The following is a 22922-nucleotide window of genomic DNA, read 5'->3' as shown; positions in this document are numbered from 1 at the left end:
CGAACGTAGTGTTTGGTAAGGAATGAACCATGCGTCATCGTAAAAGTGGTCGTCACCTGAGCCGCACCAGCTCGCACCGCAAGGCCATGTTCCAAAACATGGCGGTGTCGCTGTTCGAGCACGAGCTGATCAAAACTACTCTGCCAAAAGCCAAAGAACTGCGCCGCGTTGCCGAGCCGCTGATCACTCTGGCCAAGACAGACAGCCTGGCTAACCGCCGTCTGGCTTTCGACCGTACTCGTTCGAAAGCTATCGTTGGTAAGCTCTTCAACGACCTGGGCAAGCGTTACGCTACCCGTGAGGGTGGCTACCTGCGCATCCTCAAGTGCGGTTTCCGCGCTGGCGACAACGCGCCTATGGCGTACGTCGAGTTGGTTGATCGTGCTACTGCTGGCGAAGCTGTATCCGCCGAGTAAGACGTCAGTCTGAAACAAAGAACCGGGCCTAGTGCCCGGTTTTTTGTGCCTGTAAGAAATGCGTCGTCCGTACAAGTTTCTGACATGGTTGAACTGCCACTATGTGCCGGGAAAACATAATTAGTAATTATCTATCGATGCCTGCAAGTTAATGAATTTGTAGCTGTAACGTCGATGATCAATACTTCCCGCCAAGCCCATTAGCCGGCAGTTCAAGACTGACAGAGGAAGAAGACCGCATGAGCCAGACCAAGACGCTTACAACCGCCAGTGGCGCGCCAGTCGCTGACAACCAGAATTCCCGTTCCGCCGGCCCACGCGGTCCGCTGCTTCTCGACGATTTCCATCTGATCGAAAAACTTGCGCACTTCAATCGTGAAAACATTCCAGAACGCCGTGTGCACGCTAAAGGCTCAGGCGCCTACGGCACGTTCACCGTCACCCGTGACATCACTGAATACACCAGTGCGAAGTTGTTCGAGTCGGTAGGCAAACAAACGCCAACCTTTCTGCGCTTTTCTACCGTAGGTGGCGAGCGTGGTTCGGCCGACACTGAGCGCGATCCGCGCGGCTTCGCCTTGAAGTTCTATACCGAGGAAGGCAATTGGGACATCGTCGGCAACAACACGCCAGTGTTCTTCATCCGCGATCCGCTGAAGTTTCCTGACTTTATCCACACGCAAAAGCGTCTGCCGCAAAGCAACCTGAAAAGCGCGCAGATGATGTGGGATTTCTGGTCGCATTCGCCTGAAGCGCTGCACCAGGTCACCATCCTGTTTTCTGATCGTGGCATCCCTGACGGCTACCGTCACATGCACGGCTTCGGTAGCCACACCTACAGCCTGATCAACGCCAAAGGAGAGCGTCACTGGGTGAAGTGGCACTACAAGACCCAGCAGGGCATCAAGAACCTGGCGCCAGCCGAGGCCGCCCGTTTGGCCGGTACCGACCCGGACTATGCGCAGCGTGACCTGTTCGAGGCCATCGAGCGCGGTGAATTCCCGAAATGGCGCGTGTGCATTCAGATCATGACCGAAGCGCAAGCGGCGGCTCATTACGAGAATCCGTTCGACGTGACCAAGACCTGGTCGCAGAAGGAGTTCCCGCTGATCGAAGTCGGTGAGCTGGAGTTGAATCGCAACCCGCTGAACTACTTCGCGGAAGTTGAACAGGCTGCGTTTGGCCCGAGCAACATGGTGCCAGGTGTCGGTCTGTCGCCAGACCGCATGCTGCAAGGCCGTGTATTCGCCTACGCTGACGCGCACCGTTACCGTGTGGGCACCAATCACCAGCAATTGCCGGTGAACGCTCCGCGCAGCCCGGTGAATACTTATCAGCGTGACGGCTCCATGGCGTTCGGCAGCAATGGCGGCGCGGCGCCGAACTATGAACCGAACAGCTACGTTGAGTCGCCGAAGCAAGCGCCGCATTACGCGGAGCCAGCGCTGGCCTTGAGCGGTGCCGCTGATCGTTATGATCACCGCGAAGACACCGACTACTACAGCCATGCCGGTGCCTTGTTCCGCCTGATGAGCGACGAGCAGAAAGCATTGCTGGTCAGCAACATCGCCGGTGCGATGGCGGGTGTTTCCAGCGACGTCGTCGATCGTCAGTTGCAGCATTTCTACAAAGCCGATCCGGCGTATGGAGAAGCAATCGCAAAGCTGCTCAACTGATAGCTTAACGTAGTCTAAACGAGAAGCAGAACCGCCCTCATTTGGGCGGTTTTTGCGTTATTTGGCCTGCTTTTCTCAGAATATCTTCGCTTTTATTGCGCGCGGTGAGTGACCTTCCGGTCAGGTTGGTTCAAACTACAGACTTTCAGGAAGGGAGATGTAGGGCGATGCAAGGCCACCCAGATGTAATCGATTACCTCAATACGTTGCTGACCGGCGAACTGGCCGCGCGTGACCAATATTTCGTTCATTCGCGGATGTATGAGGACTGGGGGTTCACCAAGCTCTACGAGCGCATCAACCACGAGATGGAAGAAGAAGCCGGCCACGCCGATGCGTTGATGCGGCGGATTCTGATGCTCGAAGGCACGCCGCGCATGCGTCCGGACGATCTGGATGTCGGCACCACGGTGCCTACGATGCTCGAAGCTGATCTGCGCCTCGAATACAAAGTCCGCGCTGCGCTGTGCAAAGGCATCGAACTTTGCGAGCAACACAAGGACTATGTCAGCCGCGAAATTCTGCGGGTTCAGCTCAACGACACCGAAGAAGATCACACCTACTGGCTGGAAAAGCAGCTGGGCCTGATCAAGATGATCGGTCTCGAGAACTACCTGCAATCCCACGCGTCCTGATTGCACGGTTACAAAAAAGCCCCTGTCACTTCAACGGTGACAGGGGCTTTTTCATGCCTGGCAGTTACGCCCGATCACGGATCAGCAGCGGCTTGAGGTAATGGCCGGTGTGAGATTGCTTCATCTCGGCAACCTCCTCCGGCGTACCGGTGGCAATGATCTGCCCGCCTTTGGAACCGCCTTCAGGACCGAGGTCCACCAGCCAGTCAGCGGTCTTGATCACATCGAGGTTGTGCTCGATGACCACCACAGTGTTGCCGTGGTCGCGCAGACGATGCAGAACATCGAGTAACTGCTGGATATCGGCGAAGTGCAGGCCGGTGGTTGGCTCGTCGAGGATGTACAAGGTTTTGCCAGTATCGCGTTTGGACAGCTCGCGCGACAACTTGACCCGCTGTGCTTCACCGCCGGACAGGGTCGTTGCCGACTGCCCGAGCTTGATGTAGGACAGGCCGACATCCATCAGCGTTTGCAGCTTGCGCGCCAGTGCCGGCACTGCATCGAAGAACTCCCGAGCTTCCTCGATGGTCATTTCGAGGGTCTCGTGGATGCTCTTGCCCTTGTACTTGATTTCAAGGGTTTCGCGGTTGTAGCGCTTGCTCTTGCACACATCGCAGGGCACGTAGATGTCCGGCAGGAAGTGCATTTCCACCTTGATCAGGCCATCGCCCTGGCACGCTTCGCAGCGACCGCCCTTGACGTTGAACGAGAAACGCCCCGGGCCGTAACCACGGGAGCGTGACTCGGGCACGCCGGCAAACAGTTCGCGGATCGGCGTGAACAGCCCGGTGTAGGTCGCCGGGTTGGAGCGCGGCGTACGGCCGATGGGGCTCTGGTCGATATCGACGACTTTGTCGAGATGTTCCAGACCTTTGATGCTGTCGTGCGCAGCCGCTTCCAGCGTGGTCGCGCCATTCAGTGCGGTGGCGCTCAGCGGGAACAGCGTGTTGTTGATCAGTGTCGATTTGCCCGAACCGGATACGCCAGTCACGCAAGTCAGCAGGCCGATCGGGATGTCCAGATCGACGTTGCGCAGGTTGTTGCCACGCGCACCTTTGAGCGACAGGTTGAGCTTCTTGTTGCGCGGCGTGCGTTTGGCCGGCACTTCGATCTTCACCCGGCCGGACAGGTATTTGCCGGTCAGCGAATCCGGGTGCGCCATGACTTCGTCCGGCGTGCCTTCGGCAACGATCCGCCCGCCGTGCACACCGGCGCCCGGGCCGATATCGACGACATAGTCAGCCAGACGAATCGCGTCTTCATCATGCTCGACCACGATCACCGTGTTGCCGATATCGCGCAAATGCTTGAGCGTACCGAGCAGCCGATCGTTGTCGCGCTGATGCAGGCCAATGGATGGTTCATCGAGGATATACAGAACACCGACCAGGCCGGCGCCAATCTGGCTGGCCAGACGAATCCGTTGCGCTTCGCCACCGGACAATGTGTCGGCACTGCGATCCAGCGACAGATAGTCGAGGCCGACGTTGACCAGGAATTGCAGACGCTCGCGGATTTCCTTGAGGATCTTGTCGGCGATCTCGCCACGCCGGCCGGTCATCTTCAGCGCGCCGAAATATTCGCAGGCATCGCCGATCGGCAGATTGGTCACTGCCGGCAGGGTTTTCTCCCCGACCCAGACGTGCCGGGCTTCACGGCGCAGACGCGTGCCACGGCAATCCGGGCAGGCCTGATGGCTGAGGAACTTGGCCAGCTCTTCGCGCACGCTCGCCGATTCGGTTTCGCGGTAACGACGCTCAAGATTCGGCACGATGCCCTCGAAAGGGTGCGAGCGTTTGACGATATCGCCACGATCGTTCAGGTATTTGAAGTCGACGTTTTGCGAGCCGCTGCCGTGCAGGATGAACTTCTGCTGCTCGGCGCTCAGGTCGTTGAAGGGCTTGTCCAGGCTGAACTTGTAGTGCGAGGCGAGTGAGCCGAGCATCTGGAAGTAATAGACGTTGCGCCGGTCCCAGCCGCGTATTGCACCTTCGGCCAGGGTCAGCTCGCCATTGACCAGACGCTTGATGTCGAAGAACTGTTTCACACCCAGGCCATCGCAGGTCGGGCAGGCGCCGGCCGGGTTGTTGAAGGAAAACAGCTTGGGTTCCAGCTCGCTGATCGCATGGCCGCAGATCGGGCAGGCGAAGCGTGCGGAGAAGATCATTTCTTCGCCGGGCTCGTCGTCCATCGGCGCGACCAGGGCAATGCCGTCGGCCAGTTTCAGCGCGGTCTCGAAAGACTCGGCCAGACGCTGTTGCAGATCGGCGCGGACCTTGAAGCGGTCGACGATCACATCGATCGAATGCTTCTTCTGTTTATCCAGCTTCGGGAGCTCGTCGAGCTCGCAAATGCGTCCGTTGACCCGGGCGCGGACGAAACCCTGCGCACGCAATTCTTCGAAGACCGACAGGTGTTCGCCTTTGCGTTCGCGGATCACCGGTGCCAGCAACATCAGTTTGCTGCCTTCCGGCTGCGCCAGCACCAGATCGACCATCTGGCTGACGGTCTGCGCTTCCAGTGGAATGTCGTGATCCGGGCAACGCGGCGTACCCACGCGGGCATAGAGCAAGCGCAGGTAGTCGTAGATTTCGGTGATGGTGCCGACCGTGGAACGCGGGTTGTGCGAGGTCGACTTCTGTTCGATGGAGATCGCCGGCGACAGTCCTTCGATGGTGTCGACGTCGGGTTTTTCCATCATCGACAGGAACTGCCGGGCATAGGCCGACAGCGATTCGACATAGCGGCGCTGACCTTCGGCATACAGCGTGTCGAACGCCAGGGACGACTTGCCGGATCCGGACAGGCCGGTGATGACGATCAGTTTGTCCCGTGGCAGGGTCAGGTCGATGTTCTTCAGGTTGTGGGTACGGGCCCCACGTATCAGGATCTTGTCCAAAGTGGCCTCGCTTGGCGGGCGTCGAAAACGTAGGAGTATACGGGCAAATACTGGATGGATGCACACTATCCAACGAAGGGCGTTTTGCCGTTCATGAAGAGAGTTTCATCTATACGCGTCATAGCGTCGCGATATACCCCGTCTTCCGATGGGACTGGTAGAATCGCCGCCGGTTCACACGAGGTTTTTCCATGCACGATCCCCACAGCGAACGCATGAGTGGCAGCGAGACCCGCGCGGCGAGCGGTCTGGCCCTGGTGTTCGCCTTCCGTATGCTTGGCATGTTCATGGTGTTGCCGGTGCTGGCGACCTATGGCATGGATCTGGCGGGAGCGACCCCGGCCCTGATCGGGCTGGCGATTGGCGCTTACGGTCTGACCCAGGCAATCTTCCAGATTCCGTTCGGGATCATTTCCGACCGCATCGGTCGCCGGCCGGTGATCTACCTCGGCCTGATCGTCTTCGCTCTCGGCAGTGTTCTGGCTTCCCAGGCCGATTCGATCTGGGGTGTGATCGCCGGGCGGATCCTGCAAGGCGCCGGGGCGATTTCCGCAGCGGTGATGGCGCTGCTTTCCGACCTGACCCGCGAGCAGCATCGGACCAAAGCCATGGCGATGATCGGCATGACCATCGGCCTGTCGTTCGCCGTGGCCATGGTGGTCGGGCCGTTACTGACCAGTGCGTTCGGGCTGTCCGGGCTGTTCCTCGCCACTGGCGCCATGGCGCTGCTCGGCATCCTGATCATCATGTTCATGGTGCCGCAATCCACCGGGCCGTTGCAGCACCGGGAATCCGGAGTGGCCCGGCAGGCGCTGATGCCGACGCTCAAGCACCCGGACCTGCTGCGCCTGGATCTGGGCATCTTTGTGTTACATGCCATGTTGATGTCGAGCTTCGTCGCCTTGCCGCTGGCACTGGTGGAAAAAGCCGGTCTGCCCAAGGAACAGCACTGGTGGGTCTACCTCACCGCGCTGCTGATTTCGTTCTTCGCCATGATCCCGTTCATTATCTACGGCGAGAAGAAACGCAAAATGAAACGAGTTTTGCTCGGCGCCGTCATGACATTGATGCTGACTGAACTATTCTTCTGGCAGTTCGGCGACAGCCTGCGTGCTCTGGTGATCGGTACGGTGGTGTTTTTCACCGCGTTCAATCTGCTCGAGGCATCGTTGCCGTCGCTGATCAGCAAGGTTTCACCGGCAGGCGGCAAGGGCACGGCCATGGGCGTGTACTCCACCAGCCAGTTCCTCGGTTCGGCACTCGGCGGGATACTCGGCGGCTGGTTGTTCCAGCATGGCGGTCTGTCGGTTGTGTTCCTCGGATGCGCCGCGCTGGCTGCACTTTGGCTGGCCTTTGCTGTTACCATGCGCGAACCTCCCTACGTGACGAGCCTGCGCTTGCCGTTGTCGCCCGAAGCGATCCGCGAAGCGGGTCTGGTCGAGCGCCTCAAGGCCCTGGTAGGGGTAACAGATGCAGTGATAGTCGCCGAAGAGGCGGCTGTTTACATCAAACTGGACAAAGAATTAGTGGATCGCACCACCCTCGAACGCCTGGTCAACAACCCGGCCGGGGCTGCGTGCGACGCTTAGGAGAACGTTATGGCCCGTGGGGTTAACAAAGTCATATTGGTCGGCACTTGCGGCCAGGATCCCGAAGTTCGCTACCTGCCTAACGGTAACGCCGTGACCAACCTGAGTCTGGCCACCAGCGAACAATGGACCGACAAGCAGACCGGTCAGAAGGTCGAGAAGACCGAGTGGCACCGTGTGTCGATGTTCGGCAAGGTGGCCGAGATCGCCGGTGAATACCTGCGCAAGGGTTCGCAGGTGTACATCGAAGGCAAGCTGCAGACCCGCGAGTGGGAAAAGGACGGCATCAAGCGTTACACCACTGAAATCGTGGTCGACATGCAAGGCACCATGCAACTGCTCGGCGGCCGTCCACAACAGGGCGATCAGCAAGGCGGCGGCAACAACTACCAGCAGCAGGCGCCACGTCAGCAGGCTCCACGCCCGCAGCAGTCAGCTCCACAGCAGCGTTCGGCTCCGGCGCCTCAGCAGGCCGCACCGCAACCGGCTCCGGATTTCGACAGCTTCGATGACGATATTCCGTTCTGATTTGCCGCTGTAACCGTCTTAAATGAAAAGGGCCCGTCGCTTAAACGACGGGCCTTTTTTGTGAGGCAATTTCAGCGCGACCCCTATCACCTGTAGGAGCTGACGAGTGCAACGAGGCTGCGATCTTTTGACGTTGCTTCTGAAGACCAAAAGATCGCAGCCTCGTTGCACTCGTCAGCTCCTACATGAGGAATTGTTTCAGTCGAGGATCAGATGCGGCAGGAAGCGACTTGAATCCTTGGTGATCAGACTATTGTCCTCGCGCACACCAATCCCCGCCGCCTCATCACCAATCACCCACGAGCCAATCAGCGTGTAGCTGTCGCCAAACTTCGGCAGCGGCGCGAACTCCTGCAGGATGAACGGCGCATCGGTGTAAGGCCCGTCCTCTTTGACGATCAGACCTTCCGCTGTTTGCAGTTCGATGTTGGCACCTTCGCGGGAAAAGTACGGCTTGCGCACCCAGCCCTTCGGCACGCCACTCTGCGGATTCGGATCAAGGTGCGCGGCGAGCAGATTCGGATGTCCCTTGTGCAATTCCCACAGCAGCGGCAGCGCACCTTTGTTCGACAGGATCGCCTTCCACGCCGGTTCGAAAAACTGCGTATCGCATTCGGCGATCGCCGCGCCGAACGGTTCGTGGAAGATGAATTCCCAGGCGTGCAGCTTGAACAGGTGCGGGATCCAGCGATCCTGCAGATCGACGAAACGACCCTCAGCCGTCAGGCCGATGTCTTCGATATCGATGTGGCGTGATTCGATGCCGACCTTTTCCGCGATCAGCCGCAGATAGTCGGTGGTACCTTTGTCCTCGATCGAGTCCTTCATCGAGGCAAAGTAGAACGGCCGCTTCAACTGCAATTCGGCGAAGGCCTGATGCAGCTTGGTGTCGATGCTGTTGAACTGGTCAGCATGCGGCGGCAGCGTGCCACGCTCGATGCATTGTTCCAGCCAGCCCCACTGAAAGGCCGCCGCTTCATAGAGGCTGGTCGGCGTGTCGTAGTTGAGCTCCAGCAGTTTCGCCGGCCCGTTGCCGCTGTAGGAAAAGTCCATGCGACCGTACAGATGCGGATGACCCTCGCGCCAGGAGGTGCGGATCATGTCGTAGTACGCCGCCGGGATGCTGAGGCGATCGAGCAACTCCTCGCTGTTGACGACGCGATCCACCAGGTCCATGCACATCTCGTGCAGTTCGGTGGTCGGGTCTTCCAGATCGTTTTCGATCTGCGCGAGGCTGAACTGGTAGTAGGCGCTTTCGTCCCAGTACGGTTCGTCGTCGATGGTGTGGAACAGGAAACCGAGACTCTCGGCGGTGTGTTTCCAGTCGGGGCGCTCGGCGCAGTGGATCTTTTTCATGTCAGCTGCTCGAGCGTCCGGAACTGCTGCCCCAGCCACCCCAACCGCTGCGGGCGCTGGACTGACTGCCGAAGCCGCCGCGCGAAGTCGACGAGGCAACGTTCACCGGTTTGCTCTTGCTGCTCTCGTAATCCGACTGGCTGCGCGAGGTTGTGTCAGCTCGGCGGTACTGCGTTGAAGTGTTGTACGGCTGGCGCGTTTCGCGATCACGGTAAACGGAGCGTTCGGCGTTGTTGCTCATTGCGTTGCCGATCAGCCAGCCCGTCAGCCAGCCATTGCCGCCGCCACCTGAGCCACCGGAATAGTGCGAGCCGCCGTGGCTTGCGCTGCTGCTGGTGGTGGAGTCGCCCGCCGGCATTTGCGAATTGGCGATGGCATCGAGATCCTGCGGCGTCTCGGCATTGCCCGGCACTTTGAAGCCGCCGAGTTTCGGCACGAAACGGCCATCGGAATTTTTCTGACACCAGCCAGCGGCAAAGTCTGCGTCGCACTTGGCCTTGTCGGTGTAGGGCGGGGCGATGCGCCGGTGTTCGTTCAGGGCGGCGACGTAGGCGCTGGAGCAGAGATCGGCGGCCACTTCGGCGTCGACACACTGTTCAACGCTCTGGAAATTGCGCGGCTGATCCAGCGCCGCTGCTTCACCGGAAATCGCCATCGCCACCGACGCGGCGAGGGACAATTGCACGTATTTGCTGCGTTTCATCGAGAGGCTTCCTGCCGGTCAGTGGGACGGGGTCATGCACGCGGCATTGAGCATGCCGACGCTGATCGCCACGGCGGCGACATAAATGCCGGCGGCGACTTCGCCGTTGGCGATGCGCTGGGACGTGCCCTTGAGCACCAGCCCGGTCGCAACGAACGCCAACAGCTGCACGACGGCGGCGATGACCGCCCAGAGGACAAAGTCGAGCACGTTGACCGAGTAGGCGATCACGTTGCTCGCCGGAATGGCGAAACCGATGATCGCCCCGGACAGGGCAATGGCGGCGGCAGTGTTGCCGGCACGGATCAGTTCGAATTCCTTGTGCGCGGTAATGCGCGTGTAGACGAATTGAAACAGCATGAACAGCAACACGGCGCCGATCAGGTAGACGACAAAACCGACCAGCGCGGTTTTGTTCAGGGAAACGGCCAAGACTTCCAGCATGAAAAACTTCCTTTTTTAGATGGCGCTCAAATCAGTCGTGTACAGCGAGATGCCCAGCGAGGTGCTCAGGCTGACGGTGCCTTCTTCGTCCTGTTCGACGGAGAACAGCAGCAGTTCGCGGCGATCGGTCAGGCCGGTGTCGCGGGCATACAGCATGGCGTGGTGCTTGATGGTGTAGGACTCGTCCGGGTTGACCACGTGTTCGGTCATTGGCACCAGTTCGGTCTGATGCAGCTCGGTGCCCCATTCACGGGTGTATTCAACACCGTCGTGGTGGTAGGTCGGCAGACCGATCAGGCTGTTCGGGCCGGCCAGACGCTGCAGTTCGGCGTCACTGTTGACCGTCACGTAGCTGAGGTAATTGAACAGGGTGACCGACTCGACCTGATCATCGCCAGTGACGTGGATCTGCACCCAGAAATCCTCGTCGTTCATGTAGTAGCGGTGCAGCTTGTTGGACTGGCCGAGATCGACCCAACCGGCGCTCCACACCGCTTGATCGAATGGCACCCGCACCGAAGTCGAGCCTTCCAGCAGCAATGCCAGGGTCGTGTCGAAGCGCACGCCTTTGCCTTGTGCCATGCCCAGTGGGCCGCTGGCGGCGGTGGTCGTTGGCGCAGCGGTCTGCCAATTGCTGGTGCCGAGCAAGTCTTTAAACCATCCCATGGGTACGTTCCTTGAAGCGGGTGGAGGTGTTCGGGGGTGAAAAAGTGGCGGTAGTGTACCGATCCGAGCGACGAACGAGCAGACAAAATGAAAAGGTTGTGCGGGGGGACGAATCCCTTTGTAGGAGCTGCCGAAGGCTGCGATCTTTTGATCTTGTCTTTTAAAAGCAACATCAAAAGATCGCAGCCTTCGGCAGCTCCTACAAGGGTTTGCGCAACAGCTTACTGCGCGGACTTGTGCTTCAGCCGCTCAAGGATCGCATTGGCGCTGCCTTCGTTCGGCGTGATGCCGGCGTCGCGCAGTTTGCGTTCCAGGTCGTTGCCGGTGGAGGCGTCGGCCAGTTCGTCTGCGGCGTTCAGTTCGGCAGCGCGTTGCTGCTGCTTGGCTTGCAGGCGGTTCAGGGTGCCGACCGCAGTTTCCAGTTTGCCGTTGGCGCCGCCGCTGGCAATCGAGGCGCTGACCTGGGCTTTCTGCACGCTATCGCGGGCCTTGGCCATGTCCACTTGCTGGCGCAGGCTCTTGATCCGCGATTCGGCTTTGCTGATGTCTTTGCGCATGTTGTCGGCGTAGGCGCCGAATTCATCGCTGAGTTTCTTCTCGGCAGCGAGGTCGTTGGTCAGGGTCGAAATCGCTTCGGCCACTTCCAGCGCCAGGTCTTCACGGCCGGCATTCAACGCGGCCACAGCCTTGGCTTCGAGGTCCTTGATCTTGGCGTCGTATTCGCTGACGCGGTCGGCGGCCAGTTTGTGCTTGGCCATGATCGTTACCAGTTCGCGGCGGGCATTGGACAGCGCGGTGTCGGCGTCGCGGATTTCCTGATCGAGGATGCGCAGGGCCTGCTGGTCGGCGATGGCTTCGCCGACTTCATTGGCGCCGCCGCGCAGTGCGGTGAACAACTTGCTCCAGATGGACTGAGTCATTGGATATTCCCTGTTGATTACTTGAAGAAGTGTTCGAAGGCTTCGCTGGCGCGCTGCACGTTGTCGACCAGGGTTTTCACCTCGGTGACCACGTTGGTCAGGCTCGAATCAGCACTGAGGGCGCCGAACATGTTGTAGACGGTCTGCCCGTTCGGCATCGATTCGATCCCGATCGACGACAGCGGGAACATCTCGCGGCTGCGCAGCACGGCATCGTTGAACGCCTGGACGTTGCTGATCGAATCGATGTCCACCAGCACGGTGTCGACGATGATCTGCTGGCCGGCCAGGGCGATGTGAATCGGCAGGCCGCCGAATTCGTTCATTTCCAGCTTGATGCTCGGCTCGGAGCTCTGGATCAGGGACAGCGAAATCTCTTGGGAAGCCACCTCGTCCAGCGCCTTGAGGGCATTGAAGAGGCTGTCGATGGTCCAGTTGTTGCCTGCGCTCATGTATTTCTCCGACATGAAAGAGCCAGCCAGAATCGGTTGGCGTAGCTGTTGCTCCATTTGCTTGAGCAAGCTTCGGTTTTCCGGAAGCACCCAAGTTTCGTGTTTCACATAACCGGCGGCGGCCAGGCCTGCGCGCATCTGCTTCATGTAGAAGCTCGACGGTTTTTTCGCTGACGTCTTGCCACGCTCGCCCTTGGGGCTGGCTGCGGCAGTCGTCCGAGTGCGGCTTGTCATGGCTGGAATCCGGTTATGAGCGTCTCACGCGTGGGCCACACTACAACCAATGCAAAGTGCCATCAATGACTCACGCGTGAGATTTTCATGACAGACGCAAAAAGGCCCGCAACGCGGCGGGCCAGGGGATTGCGCAGTTGTTGCTAGGCGTTGCTGCTCAGGAATTCGTCAGTGGATACCACGCTGGCATAGGCGAAACCCAGCGCCGCCATGAAGGCTGCGTGCACATGGGCGGCCGGCACCGTCAGGCCGTTGAATTCCAGATCACGGCTGGCGCAGGCATCGTGAATCACGGTCACGCTGTAACCCATGTCCGCCGCCGCGCGGGTGATGCCATCGACGCACATATGGCTCATGCTGCCGACCACCACCAGGTCGGTGATGCCTTGTTCGTCTAGCACCGCTTTCAGTTCGGTTTCACGGAAGGAGTTGACGAAGTGCTTGAGCACCACCGGCTCGTCGGCGCGGTTGAGCACTTTCGGATGCAGTTTCGCGCCCTCGGAGCCGGGAGTGAAAAACGGTGCCTCGTCGGAAGTGAATTCATGCCGAATGTGCACCACCGGATCGCCCGTTTCGCGAAAGGCTGCGATCAGCCGTGCGGCGTTGTCCGCAGCGGCGTCGGCGCCGACCAGCGGCCACTTGCCTTGGGGGAAGTAGTCGTTCTGGATATCGACTACGATGAGCGCTTGCTTGGCCATGGGATTGTCCTCGAGGCAGTGATTGGGTGTGGCCTCAGTATTGACGCTGGCCGAGGATTCGAGGATTGGCCGCACCGACAATAGACGGGGGAAAACTGACAATGGCTGCACAAAGAGCCGCCACCGCTGAACTGGGCGTGCTGATTTACCCCGGCGCGCAACTGGCGGCGGTGCACGGTCTGACCGATCTGTTCGCGGTGGCCAACCGCATTGCCGCCGAGTATCAGGCTGTGCAATTGCCCTTGCTGCGGGTCAGTCACTGGCAGGTCGAGGGCGAGCAGTTGCCGACGCGGGTTTACGACAGTCATCCCGGTGCCGAAGACGCTTTGCTCGCCGTGCTGATTCCACCGTCCCTCGGCGGATTCGATGCGGCGCAGATGACCGCGAGTCTTGCGCAATGGCTGCGCGATCAGCATGCGCGCGGCGCAACGCTTGGTGGTGTCTGTGTGGGCTCGTTGATGCTCGCCGAAAGCGGCTTGCTCGACGGTCGCAGCGCCACCACCCACTGGACCTCGGCCCAGGCTTTTGCCGAGCGTTACCCGAAGATCAAATTGAAGGCCGACACGCCGATTGTCGACGACGGCGACCTGATCACCACGGCCGGGCTGATGGCCTGGTCCGAGCTGGGACTGCGCCTGGTCGATCGCTTGCTTGGCCCGAGCATCGCCACCGCGACCGCGCGTTTTCTGGTGATGGAACACAGCGACAGCGCCAGTGAATGCGGGAGCAATTTCGCGCCGATCCTCAGCCATGGCGACGCGTCGATTCTCAAGGTCCAGCACTGGCTGCAAAGCACCGGGGCGACGGATGTTTCGCTGAACGCGATGGCCGAGCGCGCGGGACTTGAAGAGCGTACTTTCCTGCGCCGATTCCGCGCCGCGACAGGCTTGAAACCGACCGAATATTGCCAGCACCTGCGGGTTGGCAAAGCGCGAGAAATGCTCGAGTTCACCAATGGCACGATCGACCACATTGCCTGGACGGTGGGCTATCAGGATCCGGGCGCGTTTCGTGCGATCTTCAAGAAGATCACCGGGCTTGGGCCGAGTGATTACCGGGGACGGTTTGGTCTGACGCGGTAGCCTGGGCACTGGAGTAACCCTGTGGGAGCTGGCTTGCCAGCGATGCGATCAATCAGTTGCAAAACAGGTGACTGATCCACCGCCATCGCTGGCAAGCCAGCTCCCACAGGTTTTTGCACAAGACCACGGATCGTGCAATTTGCCGGAGTTTTGCGCGCCGTCGTGCAGTTTGAAACAGGCCTCATGCCAGCACATTCACGGCAGGCTCCCGATTATCGGGCGGTTCGTGGGGATCGCTGATTGGCCTGATCTCTGCAATTTCCTTTGAGAACCCATCGACTGATAAAAGGGGAACGCATGACCCCGACACCCAGCAACAAAATCGTCGTTGCCCATTCGGTGCGTGCCGAGGCGCCGCAACATGAAGTCGAGACCAACAAGGCTCTGGCGCGCTGGTTGGCGCAGATTCTCGGTTGCAAGTTCGGCGGCAGTTACGACCCGGCCAAACATTCGGGCCGCGACCTCTATCTGCTGCCGACGCAGACAATCGTCGGCGCCGCCCACGCGCAAGCGCTTGGCATCAACGGCCCCGATGACTTGTGGGGCGGTTACGTCGAATACGATTTCATCTGCACCAAAGCCATCAGCCACGGCTTGCGCAGCCATCTGGCGCACGCGCCGCAGGGCTGGTCGCCGCTGTTCTCGGAGCGGGTGCGCAACGTTGTGCTCGACGGTCTCAGCGTATTTGCCCTGGAAGATGCACGGCCCGCCGCCGAACATCTGCTGTACGCCGGGCCGATTCGCTTGAAGCCGATTCACGCTTGCGCCGGTCGCGGTCAGGAAGTGATCAGGAGCCTCGACGCGTTCGATGAAATCCTCGCTCGCCCAGAAGCGGAGAGTGTGTTCAATGACGGCGTAGTGCTGGAGCAGGACTTGCTCAACGTCGTCACCCACAGCGTCGGCCAGTCGTTGATCGGCGGCAAAGTGTTGAGCTACTGCGGTGATCAATACTTGACCGAGGACGGCCAGGGCGAGGAGGTCTACGGCGGTTCGAACTTGCTGGTGGTGCAGGGCGGCTATGACGAGTTGCTCGCGCTGGATCTGCCTGATGATGTGCGTCTGGCCATCGAGCAGGCGCAGGTTTTCGACAGTGCCGCCAACGAAGCCTACCCACGCTTCTTCGCCTCGCGGCGCAATTACGATATCGCCCAGGGCCTCGACGCCAGCGGCAACCCGCGCAGCGGCGTGCTCGAACAATCCTGGCGCATGGGCGGTGCCAGCAGCGCCGAAGTGGCGGCGCTGCAAAGCTTCGTCAACGATCCACAGATGCGCGCGATTCGCGTGTCGTCGGTGGAAACCTATACCGATCAGGCGCTGCCGGCGGACGCCATCGAGGTCTATCGCGGCCCGGCGGAAAACAGCGCGTTTCTTCTCAAATATGTGACGGTCCAATCCTATGACGGCTAGAAGCGAAAGCATTCAAATCGACATTGATGACGAACAGATGAGCGGGACTTTTCTCAGTCCCAAATCGAAGGTCCCGGGGGTGTTGTTTGTGCACGGTTGGGGCGGCAGTCAGGAACGTGATCTGGAACGGGCCAAAGGCATCGCCGGCCTGGGTTGTGTGTGCCTGACCTTCGACCTGCGCGGGCATACCGGCGGCACCGGGATCCCGCTGACCCGGGTGACCCGTGAAGACAATCTGCGTGACTTGCTGGCGGCCTATGATCGCCTGTTGGCGCACCCGGCGCTGGATACCTCGGCGATCGCTGTGGTCGGCACCAGTTATGGCGGTTATCTGGCCTCGATCCTGACGTCATTGCGCCCGGTGCGCTGGCTGGCGCTGCGCGTGCCGGCGCTGTACCGGGATGAACAATGGCACACGCCCAAGCGCGATCTGGACAAGGCCGACCTGCGCGATTATCGCGGCACGCTGGTGCGCGCCGACAGCAATCGCGCCCTGCATGCCTGCTCGCAATTCACGGGCGATGTGCTGTTGGTGGAATCGGAAACCGACGATTTCGTGCCCCACGCGACGATCATGAGTTACCGCGCCGCCTGTCAGCAGACTCACTCGTTGACTCACCGGATCATCGATGGCGCGGATCACGCATTGAGTGACCCGGTGTCGCAGCAGGCCTACACCTCGATTCTGGTGGACTGGATTACCGAGATGGTGGTGGGGGAGCGGTTGAGCATTATCCAATCCTGAGAAATCAAAAGATCGCAGCCTCCGGCAGCTCCTACAGACAGATTGCATTCCAAATGTAGGAGCTGCCGAAGGCTGCGATCTTTTGATCTTGATTCTAATGTGTGGGTTTCTTCTCTATGCGCAACGCCTTGGCCTTGGCTTCCACCACCAGATACATCACCACCGTAATCAACAGCGGCAGCAGAAAATAAATCGCCCGATACGCCAGCAATCCCGCGACCAGACTGCCGCGCGATGCCTCGTGCTGCAGCAGCGCCACGAACACTGCCTCAAGCACACCCAGCCCCGCCGGAATGTGCGTGATGACCCCGGCAATCGCGCTGATCAACAGCACGCCGAGCACCAGCGGATAATCCAGTTTGCTCGGCAGCAGAGTGAAGATCACCGCCGCCATCAGCGACCAGTTCAGCGCGCCCAAGAGCAATTGCAGCACCGCCATGCGCAGCGACGGCAAGTTGATTTCCACGCCGCGTATCGACCACTCGCGGCGCTTGGAAAACTGACACGCCGCCAGATAGCCGGCGCTGACCAGCAGCAATAACACCCCGACCAGTTGCAAGGCCGAACTGCTGAGCTTCCAGCCCGGCGGCATAGTCACCAGACCGCTGCTGAACACTACGCCGGCGATGGTCATGTAGCCGAACCAGTTGGTCGCCAGGCTCAGGCCAAGAATCTTGGCGATGTTGCCTTTGCTTACGCCCAGCCGCGAATACAGGCGATAGCGCATGGCGATGCCGCCGACCCAGGCGCTGAGATTGAGGTTGAAGGCGTAGCTGATGATGCCCACCGGCAGGATCTGCTTCCAGGTCAGGTCTTGCCGAATGTAAGTGCGGCCGATCAGGTCGAAACTGGCGTACACCAGAAAACTCAGCAGGGTCAGGCTGGCGGCGATGATCAGCGTGCGCACCTTGAAATCGGCGAGGGTCTCCAGCACCTCGGCCCATTCGATGCGGGTGGCGAACATCGTCAGCAGGACGATCAGCGCGAGGAAAAACAGGATGGTCAGCGGACGTTTCCAGCGGCTCCATTTCGACGGCGCCGCTTGTGCCGAATGGCTATCGGAGTGCACTTCGGAATGACTCATGGACGCGCACCTCGGAACGGCTTCAGACGCGGTTTATGCGCCGGCAGCCAACCGGCCATGGCCGGGAAGTGCCGCAGGAAGTGGAACACCAGAAAGCCCACGGTCATGTGCCAGATGCGCCCACGCGGCAACAGCTTGGCGTCCATGGCTTTGCAGTGGTTCTGGCTGAGGTCTTCGAGGCGCTCGTACAGGTGCTGATTGAATGCGCGGTCGCGGATCAGCACGTTGGCTTCCAGGTTCAGTGACAGGCTCAGCGGGTCGAGATTGCTCGAGCCGACGGTGCTCCAGTCATCGTCGACCAGCGCGACCTTGCCGTGCAGCGGGCGCTGGCAGTATTCGTGAATCTGCACGCCGGCACGCAGCAGATAATCGTAGGTCATGCGCGCTGCCAGTTTGGCTACGAGCATGTCCGGCTGGCCCTGCAGGATCAGCCGCACCTCGACGCCACGGCGGGCGGCGTTGCGGATTTCGCGCAGCAAACGGTAGCCGGGAAAGAAGTAGGCGTTGGCGATGATTACCCGGCGCTTGGCCTTGCGCAGCACCTGCAAATACACGTCTTCGATATCGGTGTTGTGTTGATCGTTATCGCGGAACACCAGGCGCACCTGGCCGTCGTGGTCGGTGAAGGCCATTTCCTCCAGACGCTGGCGCCGGCGCTGCCACCAGAACCGCGCGCGTCCGGGACGACCGCTTTGCAGCAGGGCGAAGTGATGGATATCGGCGACCACCGGGCCCTGGATCTCCACCGAGTAATCCTGCTTGGCTTCAGGGCCGAAATCGGCCAGGTGATCGCCGGAAAAGTTGATCCCGCCGATGAACGCGATCAAGCCGTCGACCACCACGATCTTGCGGTGCAAGCGGCGGAACCAGTTGGTGCGGATGCCCAGGTGCTTTGGCGCCGGATCGAAGATCTGCAAGTGCACGCCGGCATCGCTCAAGGCCGACAGATAGCCAGTGCTCAGCTCGCCACAGCCGAAGCCGTCGAGGCTGACCGTGGTGCGCACGCCGCGCTGGGCGGCTTCGATGAGGATCTGCTGCAACTCGGCGCCGACCTTGTCTTCGAAAACGATGAAGGTCTCCAGCAGAATCTCGCTCTTGGCTGCGCGCATCGCTTCGAACACGCGGGGGAAATATTCCTCGCCGTTCTCCAGCAGCTCTACGCGGTTGTTGCTGTGCCATTGATACTCGACGTCAACGTGGCCGGGCTCGCGCACCGGCGGGTTCAGCGGGACCGGGTCGACGGCAGATTTTTCCAGTGGCGCACTGTTCATAGTTCAATCTCCACCGATAACGGTGCGTGGTCGGAAAGGTGTGACCAGGGCCGGTTGGTCAATACTTTTGGCCGGCTGGCCTTGAGGTTGCGTACGTAGATGCGGTCGAGTCGTAGCGCTGGCAGCCGCGCGGGAAAACTGCGCGCGGGCTTGCCGTACTGCTCGGCGAAAACTTCGCGCAGGCCACAGGGCTTGAGTTGCGCATCGGCGCGCTGGCGCCAGTCGTTGAAATCGCCAGCGACGATCACCGGGGCATCGGCGGGCAATTCAGCGAGACGTTGCATCAGCAGATCCAGTTGCGCGTTGCGGTGGCTCTCGCGCAGGCCCAGATGCACGCAGATCGCGTGCACTTCGGTGCCGTCGCCAGGCAGGCGCAGCACGCAATGCAACAGGCCGCGGTTTTCATGGCCGCTGATCGACACGTCGAGGTTGTCGTGGCGGATGATCTGAAATTTCGACAGCAGCGCATTGCCGTGATCGCCCGCCGGGTACACCGCGTTGCGCCCGTAGGCGAACTGCGGCCAGAGGCTGTCGGCGAGAAATTCGTATTGCGGCATCGTCGGCCAGTTGTCGTAGCGTTTCGGATGCTGCTCGTGAGTGCCGTGCACTTCCTGCAGAAACACCACGTCGGCGGCGACGCTGCGCACCGCTTCACGCAGCTCCGGCAGAATGAAACGCCGGTTCAGCGCGGTGAAGCCCTTGTGGGTGTTGACCGTCAGTACGGTGAAGGTGCGCACCGAGGGCGCAACCACGGAGCCTTCGTCGGTGAAACCGACCGGTTCGGGAATACTCATGACAGAACTCCTTCTGCGGCAACTTGCCCTGGAGTCGTGGCGAGGTCTTTATCGAGGTCGAAGTGCTGCAAGAGGTTGCGTGCGTCGTAGGGCGCGCGGACTTTGATGTCGTTGTCGAAGTAGCAGAACACTTCGCGGGATTTGCGCGCGCGGGGTTTCAGGCGTGGCGCTATCAGGTGGGCGTCCTCTGGCTGATTACCGTGATGCCAGGCGTCGATGCGCTCGGCCCAGCGCTTGAGCGCTTGTTCGGAATAACCGCTGGCGTAGAGCTCTTCGGCGCCGTGCAGGCGCAGATAGACGAAGTCGCTGGTGAGGTCTTCGCGGTACGGCCATTTGCCGGCGGTATCGGCAATGACCAGCGCGGTGTTATGGCGCTTGAGCAGGCGCACGAACTCCGGGTCGATAAAGCTCTCGTGACGGATTTCCACGGCATGGCGCAACGGCTTCTTGCGCCAGGCTTTGACGCTGGCGTGTCCGGGCAGATGCGAGTCGTGCTGGCGGGCGAGGGCGGCTGCGGCTTGGGTATCGTGGGGCAGTTGCGCGAGAAAGTGATCGAAGCGCTCGGCGTCGAATTTGAAATTCGGCGGAAACTGCCAGAGGATCGGCCCGAGTTTTTCCTTCAGCTCCAGCACGCCCGAGGCAAAGAAATTCGCCAGCGGTTTTTCGATTTCGCGCAAACGGCGCACGTGGGTGATGAAGCGCGGTGCCTTGACGCTGAAGACGAAGTCATCCGGGGTTTCGGCGTACCACTGAGCGTAACGTTCGGGGCGTTGCAGGGCGTAGAACGATCCATTGATTTCGATGCTGTTGACCGCGCGGGAGGCGAACTGCAATTCGCGCTTCTGCGCCAGTCCCTTCGGGTAGAAATCCCCGCGCCACGGGGCGTAGCGCCAGCCTGAAATACCGATGTGAATCGTCGCCATCCCATCCTCCCGTAGAAAGTCCTCGTGTTGCCGATGTTTTGTGATGACTGCGGCGGGGGCGGGAAAGTTTCGGTGGTGTTACGGACGGTCGCGGGTGAAGCGAAGATCAAGAGCTTACCCCCTCACCCCAACCCTCTCCCCCAAGGGGGCGAGGGGGAAGGGAGCAGATCTTCATGGTCTTCAGGACTTGAGTTCGACTCAAGACGTGCAGTTGGTGATTTTGGTCATGCAACTCGGTCGGCTCCCTCTCCTGGGGGAGAGGGCTGGGGTGGGGGGCTCTTGAACTTGCCGCGCAATTACCGATCAGTTCCTTACCAGGGTCAGCCACGGGAGATCGGAGCTTTGCGCAATTTCAGGATCGCCATTCTGCTGGGAGCGCTGCTGTGCTTGGGCGTCAACACATCGCAAGCCGTCGCGCTACCGGGCGTTCCGGCGGCCGCCGACACGGCGGAAAAACCCGCCGAACCGGAACCGCTCGTGCAGGGCGGTCTGCTCGGGGCGATCAGTACGAGCATCGACGACGTGCAGGAAAAACTCGATCTCAACGAACACCTGGTCGATGCCTGGCGGCTGCGCGCCGACCGCGCGGCGGATGAGGTCGACAGGCTGGTCAAGCAACCGTCAAACCGCTCGGGCTGGAGCGTGGCCGGGGATTTCCTTACGTTGTCGGGAGTGTGGCTGGGCAGTTTCGCCCTGCTCACCGTGCTCGGCAGTTTGCTGGCCAAGCGTCTGCGTGAGGGCCGTTGGTTGCGCACCCGCCAGCGCAGTCAGGATCTGCTCGGCTATGTGCTGCCGTACACCGTGCCGGCGCTGATCTGCCTGCCGCTGACGCTGTATGTCAGCCATTTTCTGCAAGCTTCGGTGGGCCGCGCGCTGGCGCTGTGTCTGGCCTATGCCACCAGCAGCGGCATCTTTTCCACGTCGATGTTGTTGTGCGTGGTGGTGATGTTCAATGTCGGCCATAAGCGCGCCGCCGCGCGAATCATCCGTGAATACTGCCCGCGCCCACTGTTCCTGATCGGCTTTCTCGCAGCCCTCAGCGATGCCCTGACCAGCCCGCAGATCGCCCGGCAACTGGGCGGCAATATCACCAGCAGCATCGCCGTGTTCACCGGGCTGATCGCCTCGGTCATCTTCGGTTTGCTGGTGATTCGCCTGCGCCGCCCGGTGGCGCATCTGATCCGCAATCGCCCGCTCGCTCAGCGTTTGAAACAACCGTCGCTACAGGAATCGCTGCGGATATTTTCCGGGCTGTGGTACTGGCCGATCGTGCTGATGGTGCTGGTCTCGGCGGTCAGCCTGATCGGCATTGGCGAGGACAATCAGAAAGCCCTGCGCTGTGCCTTGTTCACCACCGTGCTGCTGATCGCCACAGTGTTTCTCAGCACCGTGTTGCAGCACTTGTTCAAATCACGCAAGGCCGAGGCGATCCAGCGCAGCAGTGCCTACAAGGAACGTTTTCTCAGTCTGTTGCATGCGTTGCTGCGCATCGTCATGGCGATTGTGTTCATCGATATTCTCGGGCGGATTTGGGGCGTGTCGCTGCTCGATTTCGCCCAGAGCAGCACGGTCGGCCGGGCGATCAGCAATGCCTTGAGCAGCATCGGTCTGATCTTCCTGGTGACGTGGCTGCTGTGGGTGGTGCTTGACACGGCGATTCAGGAAGCGCTGAAACCGCCGCTGAGCAAACGCGCGGCACGCCAGCCGAGCACGCGGGTGAAAACCATCCTGCCGCTGCTGCGCAACGCGATCAAAATCATCCTCGTGGTGATCTGCGCGATTACCACCATGGCCAACCTCGGCATCAACGTCGCGCCGCTACTGGCCGGTGCGGGCGTGGTCGGTCTGGCGATCGGTTTCGGTTCGCAGCAACTGGTGCAGGACGTCATCACCGGGTTGTTCATCATCATCGAAGACACACTGTCGATCGGCGACTGGGTGGTGCTCGATTCCGGCCACGCCGGCACCGTGGAAGGCCTGACCATCCGCACCCTGCGCCTGCGTGACGGCAAGGGCTTTGTGCACTCGGTGCCGTTCGGCCAGATCAAGGCTGTGACCAACCAATCACGCCAGTTCGCCTTCGCGTTTTTCTCGGTGCAGTTCACTTACGACACCGACGTCGACAAGGCCATCGAGCTGATCCGCGAGGCCGGCGATTCGATCCGCGAAGACCCGTTCCTCAAGTACAACCTGCAAGGGCCACTGGATGTGTTTGGCGTGGACAAGATGGACCTCAACGGCGTGGTGCTGACGGCGCAATTCCGCACGGTGTCCGGTGGCCAATATGCGGTGAGCCGCGCGTTCAACCAGCGCTTGAAGAAGCTTGTGGATAACACACCGAATGTGCATTTTGCGCAGACTTATCCACAGCAGGTGTTATTGCCGAAGCGGCAGGAGGAG

Annotated in this window: 21 protein-coding genes; 9 read left to right on the top strand and 12 right to left on the bottom strand. The window is 60.5% G+C overall.

All coding sequences use genetic code 11. The features are described 5' to 3' along the window. The first annotated feature begins 29 nt into the window (after positions 1 to 29). From rplQ to bfr, 3 genes are all read left to right on the top strand, one after another. Positions 30 to 416, top strand: coding sequence for a 50S ribosomal protein L17 (rplQ, locus tag D8U60_RS19020; protein ID WP_003176402.1), 387 nt, complete (start codon positions 30 to 32; stop codon positions 414 to 416). 239 nt (positions 417 to 655) lie between these two features. Beyond that, positions 656 to 2092: a catalase gene (locus tag D8U60_RS19015; RefSeq protein WP_024014520.1), complete on the top strand. Its 1437-nt coding sequence runs from the start codon at positions 656 to 658 to the stop codon at positions 2090 to 2092. A gap of 167 nt (positions 2093 to 2259) precedes the next feature. Further along, positions 2260 to 2727, top strand: coding sequence for a bacterioferritin (gene bfr / locus D8U60_RS19010; RefSeq protein ID WP_130900680.1), 468 nt, complete (start codon positions 2260 to 2262; stop codon positions 2725 to 2727). 64 nt (positions 2728 to 2791) lie between these two features. Here bfr and uvrA read toward each other — a convergent pair whose 3' ends face one another. Next, positions 2792 to 5626, bottom strand: coding sequence for an excinuclease ABC subunit UvrA (gene uvrA, locus D8U60_RS19005; protein WP_024014519.1), 2835 nt, complete (start codon positions 5624 to 5626; stop codon positions 2792 to 2794). Between the two features lie 191 nt (positions 5627 to 5817). Between uvrA and D8U60_RS19000 the strand changes: the two genes are divergently transcribed. Together D8U60_RS19000 and D8U60_RS18995 are read left to right on the top strand one after the other, a co-directional pair. Further along, positions 5818 to 7215, top strand: a complete 1398-nt coding sequence (locus tag D8U60_RS19000; protein ID WP_122611019.1) for an MFS transporter — start codon at positions 5818 to 5820, stop codon at positions 7213 to 7215. A gap of 9 nt (positions 7216 to 7224) precedes the next feature. Beyond that, entirely contained in the window at positions 7225 to 7743 is a 519-nt protein-coding gene (locus D8U60_RS18995) for a single-stranded DNA-binding protein (RefSeq protein ID WP_003228709.1), read from the top strand. Between the two features lie 198 nt (positions 7744 to 7941). On the opposite strand, the gene D8U60_RS18990 is transcribed toward D8U60_RS18995, so the two are convergent. The 7 genes from D8U60_RS18990 to D8U60_RS18955 form a co-directional block, all read right to left on the bottom strand. Further along, positions 7942 to 9099 (bottom strand): glutathionylspermidine synthase family protein, encoded by a 1158-nt coding sequence (locus tag D8U60_RS18990; RefSeq protein ID WP_130900679.1) that lies wholly within the window; start codon positions 9097 to 9099, stop codon positions 7942 to 7944. Position 9100: 1 nt separating this feature from the next. After that, on the bottom strand, positions 9101 to 9802 hold the full coding sequence (locus D8U60_RS18985) for a DUF1190 domain-containing protein (protein WP_130900678.1): 702 nt from the start codon (positions 9800 to 9802) through the stop codon (positions 9101 to 9103). Between the two features lie 18 nt (positions 9803 to 9820). Continuing rightward, positions 9821 to 10246 carry a DUF350 domain-containing protein gene (locus D8U60_RS18980; protein WP_016772952.1) on the bottom strand — a complete coding sequence of 142 codons (426 nt, stop codon included), beginning with the start codon at positions 10244 to 10246 and terminating at the stop codon, positions 9821 to 9823. 15 nt (positions 10247 to 10261) lie between these two features. Then, positions 10262 to 10912 (bottom strand): DUF2491 family protein, encoded by a 651-nt coding sequence (locus D8U60_RS18975; protein WP_016772953.1) that lies wholly within the window; start codon positions 10910 to 10912, stop codon positions 10262 to 10264. Between the two features lie 221 nt (positions 10913 to 11133). Further along, positions 11134 to 11832 carry a PspA/IM30 family protein gene (locus D8U60_RS18965; protein WP_130900677.1) on the bottom strand — a complete coding sequence of 233 codons (699 nt, stop codon included), beginning with the start codon at positions 11830 to 11832 and terminating at the stop codon, positions 11134 to 11136. Between the two features lie 17 nt (positions 11833 to 11849). Next, a complete protein-coding gene (locus D8U60_RS18960; protein WP_225914461.1) occupies positions 11850 to 12431 on the bottom strand; it encodes a YjfI family protein in 582 nt (193 codons plus the stop codon). A gap of 230 nt (positions 12432 to 12661) precedes the next feature. Further along, positions 12662 to 13216, bottom strand: coding sequence for a cysteine hydrolase family protein (locus tag D8U60_RS18955; protein WP_122700386.1), 555 nt, complete (start codon positions 13214 to 13216; stop codon positions 12662 to 12664). A gap of 101 nt (positions 13217 to 13317) precedes the next feature. Here D8U60_RS18955 and D8U60_RS18950 point away from each other — a divergent pair, with 101 nt between their 5' ends. The 3 genes from D8U60_RS18950 (at position 13318) to D8U60_RS18940 (ending at position 16450) form a co-directional block, all read left to right on the top strand. Further along, on the top strand, positions 13318 to 14298 hold the full coding sequence (locus D8U60_RS18950) for a GlxA family transcriptional regulator (RefSeq protein ID WP_130900676.1): 981 nt from the start codon (positions 13318 to 13320) through the stop codon (positions 14296 to 14298). A 297-nt stretch (positions 14299 to 14595) separates the two neighbouring features. Next, the gene (locus tag D8U60_RS18945) at positions 14596 to 15705 is read left to right on the top strand and encodes a DUF3182 family protein (protein ID WP_130900675.1); all 1110 of its coding nucleotides are present in this window, start codon (positions 14596 to 14598) and stop codon (positions 15703 to 15705) included. Then, the gene (locus D8U60_RS18940; protein WP_071173737.1) at positions 15695 to 16450 is read left to right on the top strand and encodes an alpha/beta fold hydrolase; all 756 of its coding nucleotides are present in this window, start codon (positions 15695 to 15697) and stop codon (positions 16448 to 16450) included. The genes D8U60_RS18945 and D8U60_RS18940 overlap by 11 nt, the downstream gene beginning before the upstream one ends. A gap of 94 nt (positions 16451 to 16544) precedes the next feature. Here D8U60_RS18940 and D8U60_RS18935 read toward each other — a convergent pair whose 3' ends face one another. Genes D8U60_RS18935 through D8U60_RS18920 form a run of 4 tightly spaced genes read right to left on the bottom strand, consistent with a single transcriptional unit; the run spans position 16545 to position 20522 of the window. Further along, a complete protein-coding gene (locus D8U60_RS18935; RefSeq protein ID WP_122611007.1) occupies positions 16545 to 17534 on the bottom strand; it encodes a lysylphosphatidylglycerol synthase domain-containing protein in 990 nt (329 codons plus the stop codon). Continuing rightward, the gene (clsB, locus tag D8U60_RS18930) at positions 17531 to 18805 is read right to left on the bottom strand and encodes a cardiolipin synthase ClsB (protein ID WP_016772961.1); all 1275 of its coding nucleotides are present in this window, start codon (positions 18803 to 18805) and stop codon (positions 17531 to 17533) included. Before clsB ends, D8U60_RS18935 begins: the two co-directional genes overlap by 4 nt. Beyond that, positions 18802 to 19599, bottom strand: a complete 798-nt coding sequence (locus tag D8U60_RS18925) for an endonuclease/exonuclease/phosphatase family protein (RefSeq protein ID WP_056790768.1) — start codon at positions 19597 to 19599, stop codon at positions 18802 to 18804. Before D8U60_RS18925 ends, clsB begins: the two co-directional genes overlap by 4 nt. Further along, positions 19596 to 20522, bottom strand: a complete 927-nt coding sequence (locus tag D8U60_RS18920) for a DUF72 domain-containing protein (protein ID WP_130900674.1) — start codon at positions 20520 to 20522, stop codon at positions 19596 to 19598. The genes D8U60_RS18925 and D8U60_RS18920 overlap by 4 nt, the downstream gene beginning before the upstream one ends. Before the next feature lie 342 nt (positions 20523 to 20864). Here D8U60_RS18920 and D8U60_RS18915 point away from each other — a divergent pair. Beyond that, a partial coding sequence (locus D8U60_RS18915; protein ID WP_130900673.1) for a mechanosensitive ion channel family protein occupies positions 20865 to 22922 on the top strand: 2058 nt, incomplete at its 3' end.

It is taken from the genome of Pseudomonas sp. Sample_11, assembly GCF_004307505.1.
Classification (GTDB): domain Bacteria; phylum Pseudomonadota; class Gammaproteobacteria; order Pseudomonadales; family Pseudomonadaceae; genus Aquipseudomonas; species Aquipseudomonas atacamensis.
Note: the sequence above shows the minus strand (reverse complement) of the source record. Positions and strands in the feature narration are given on the sequence as shown.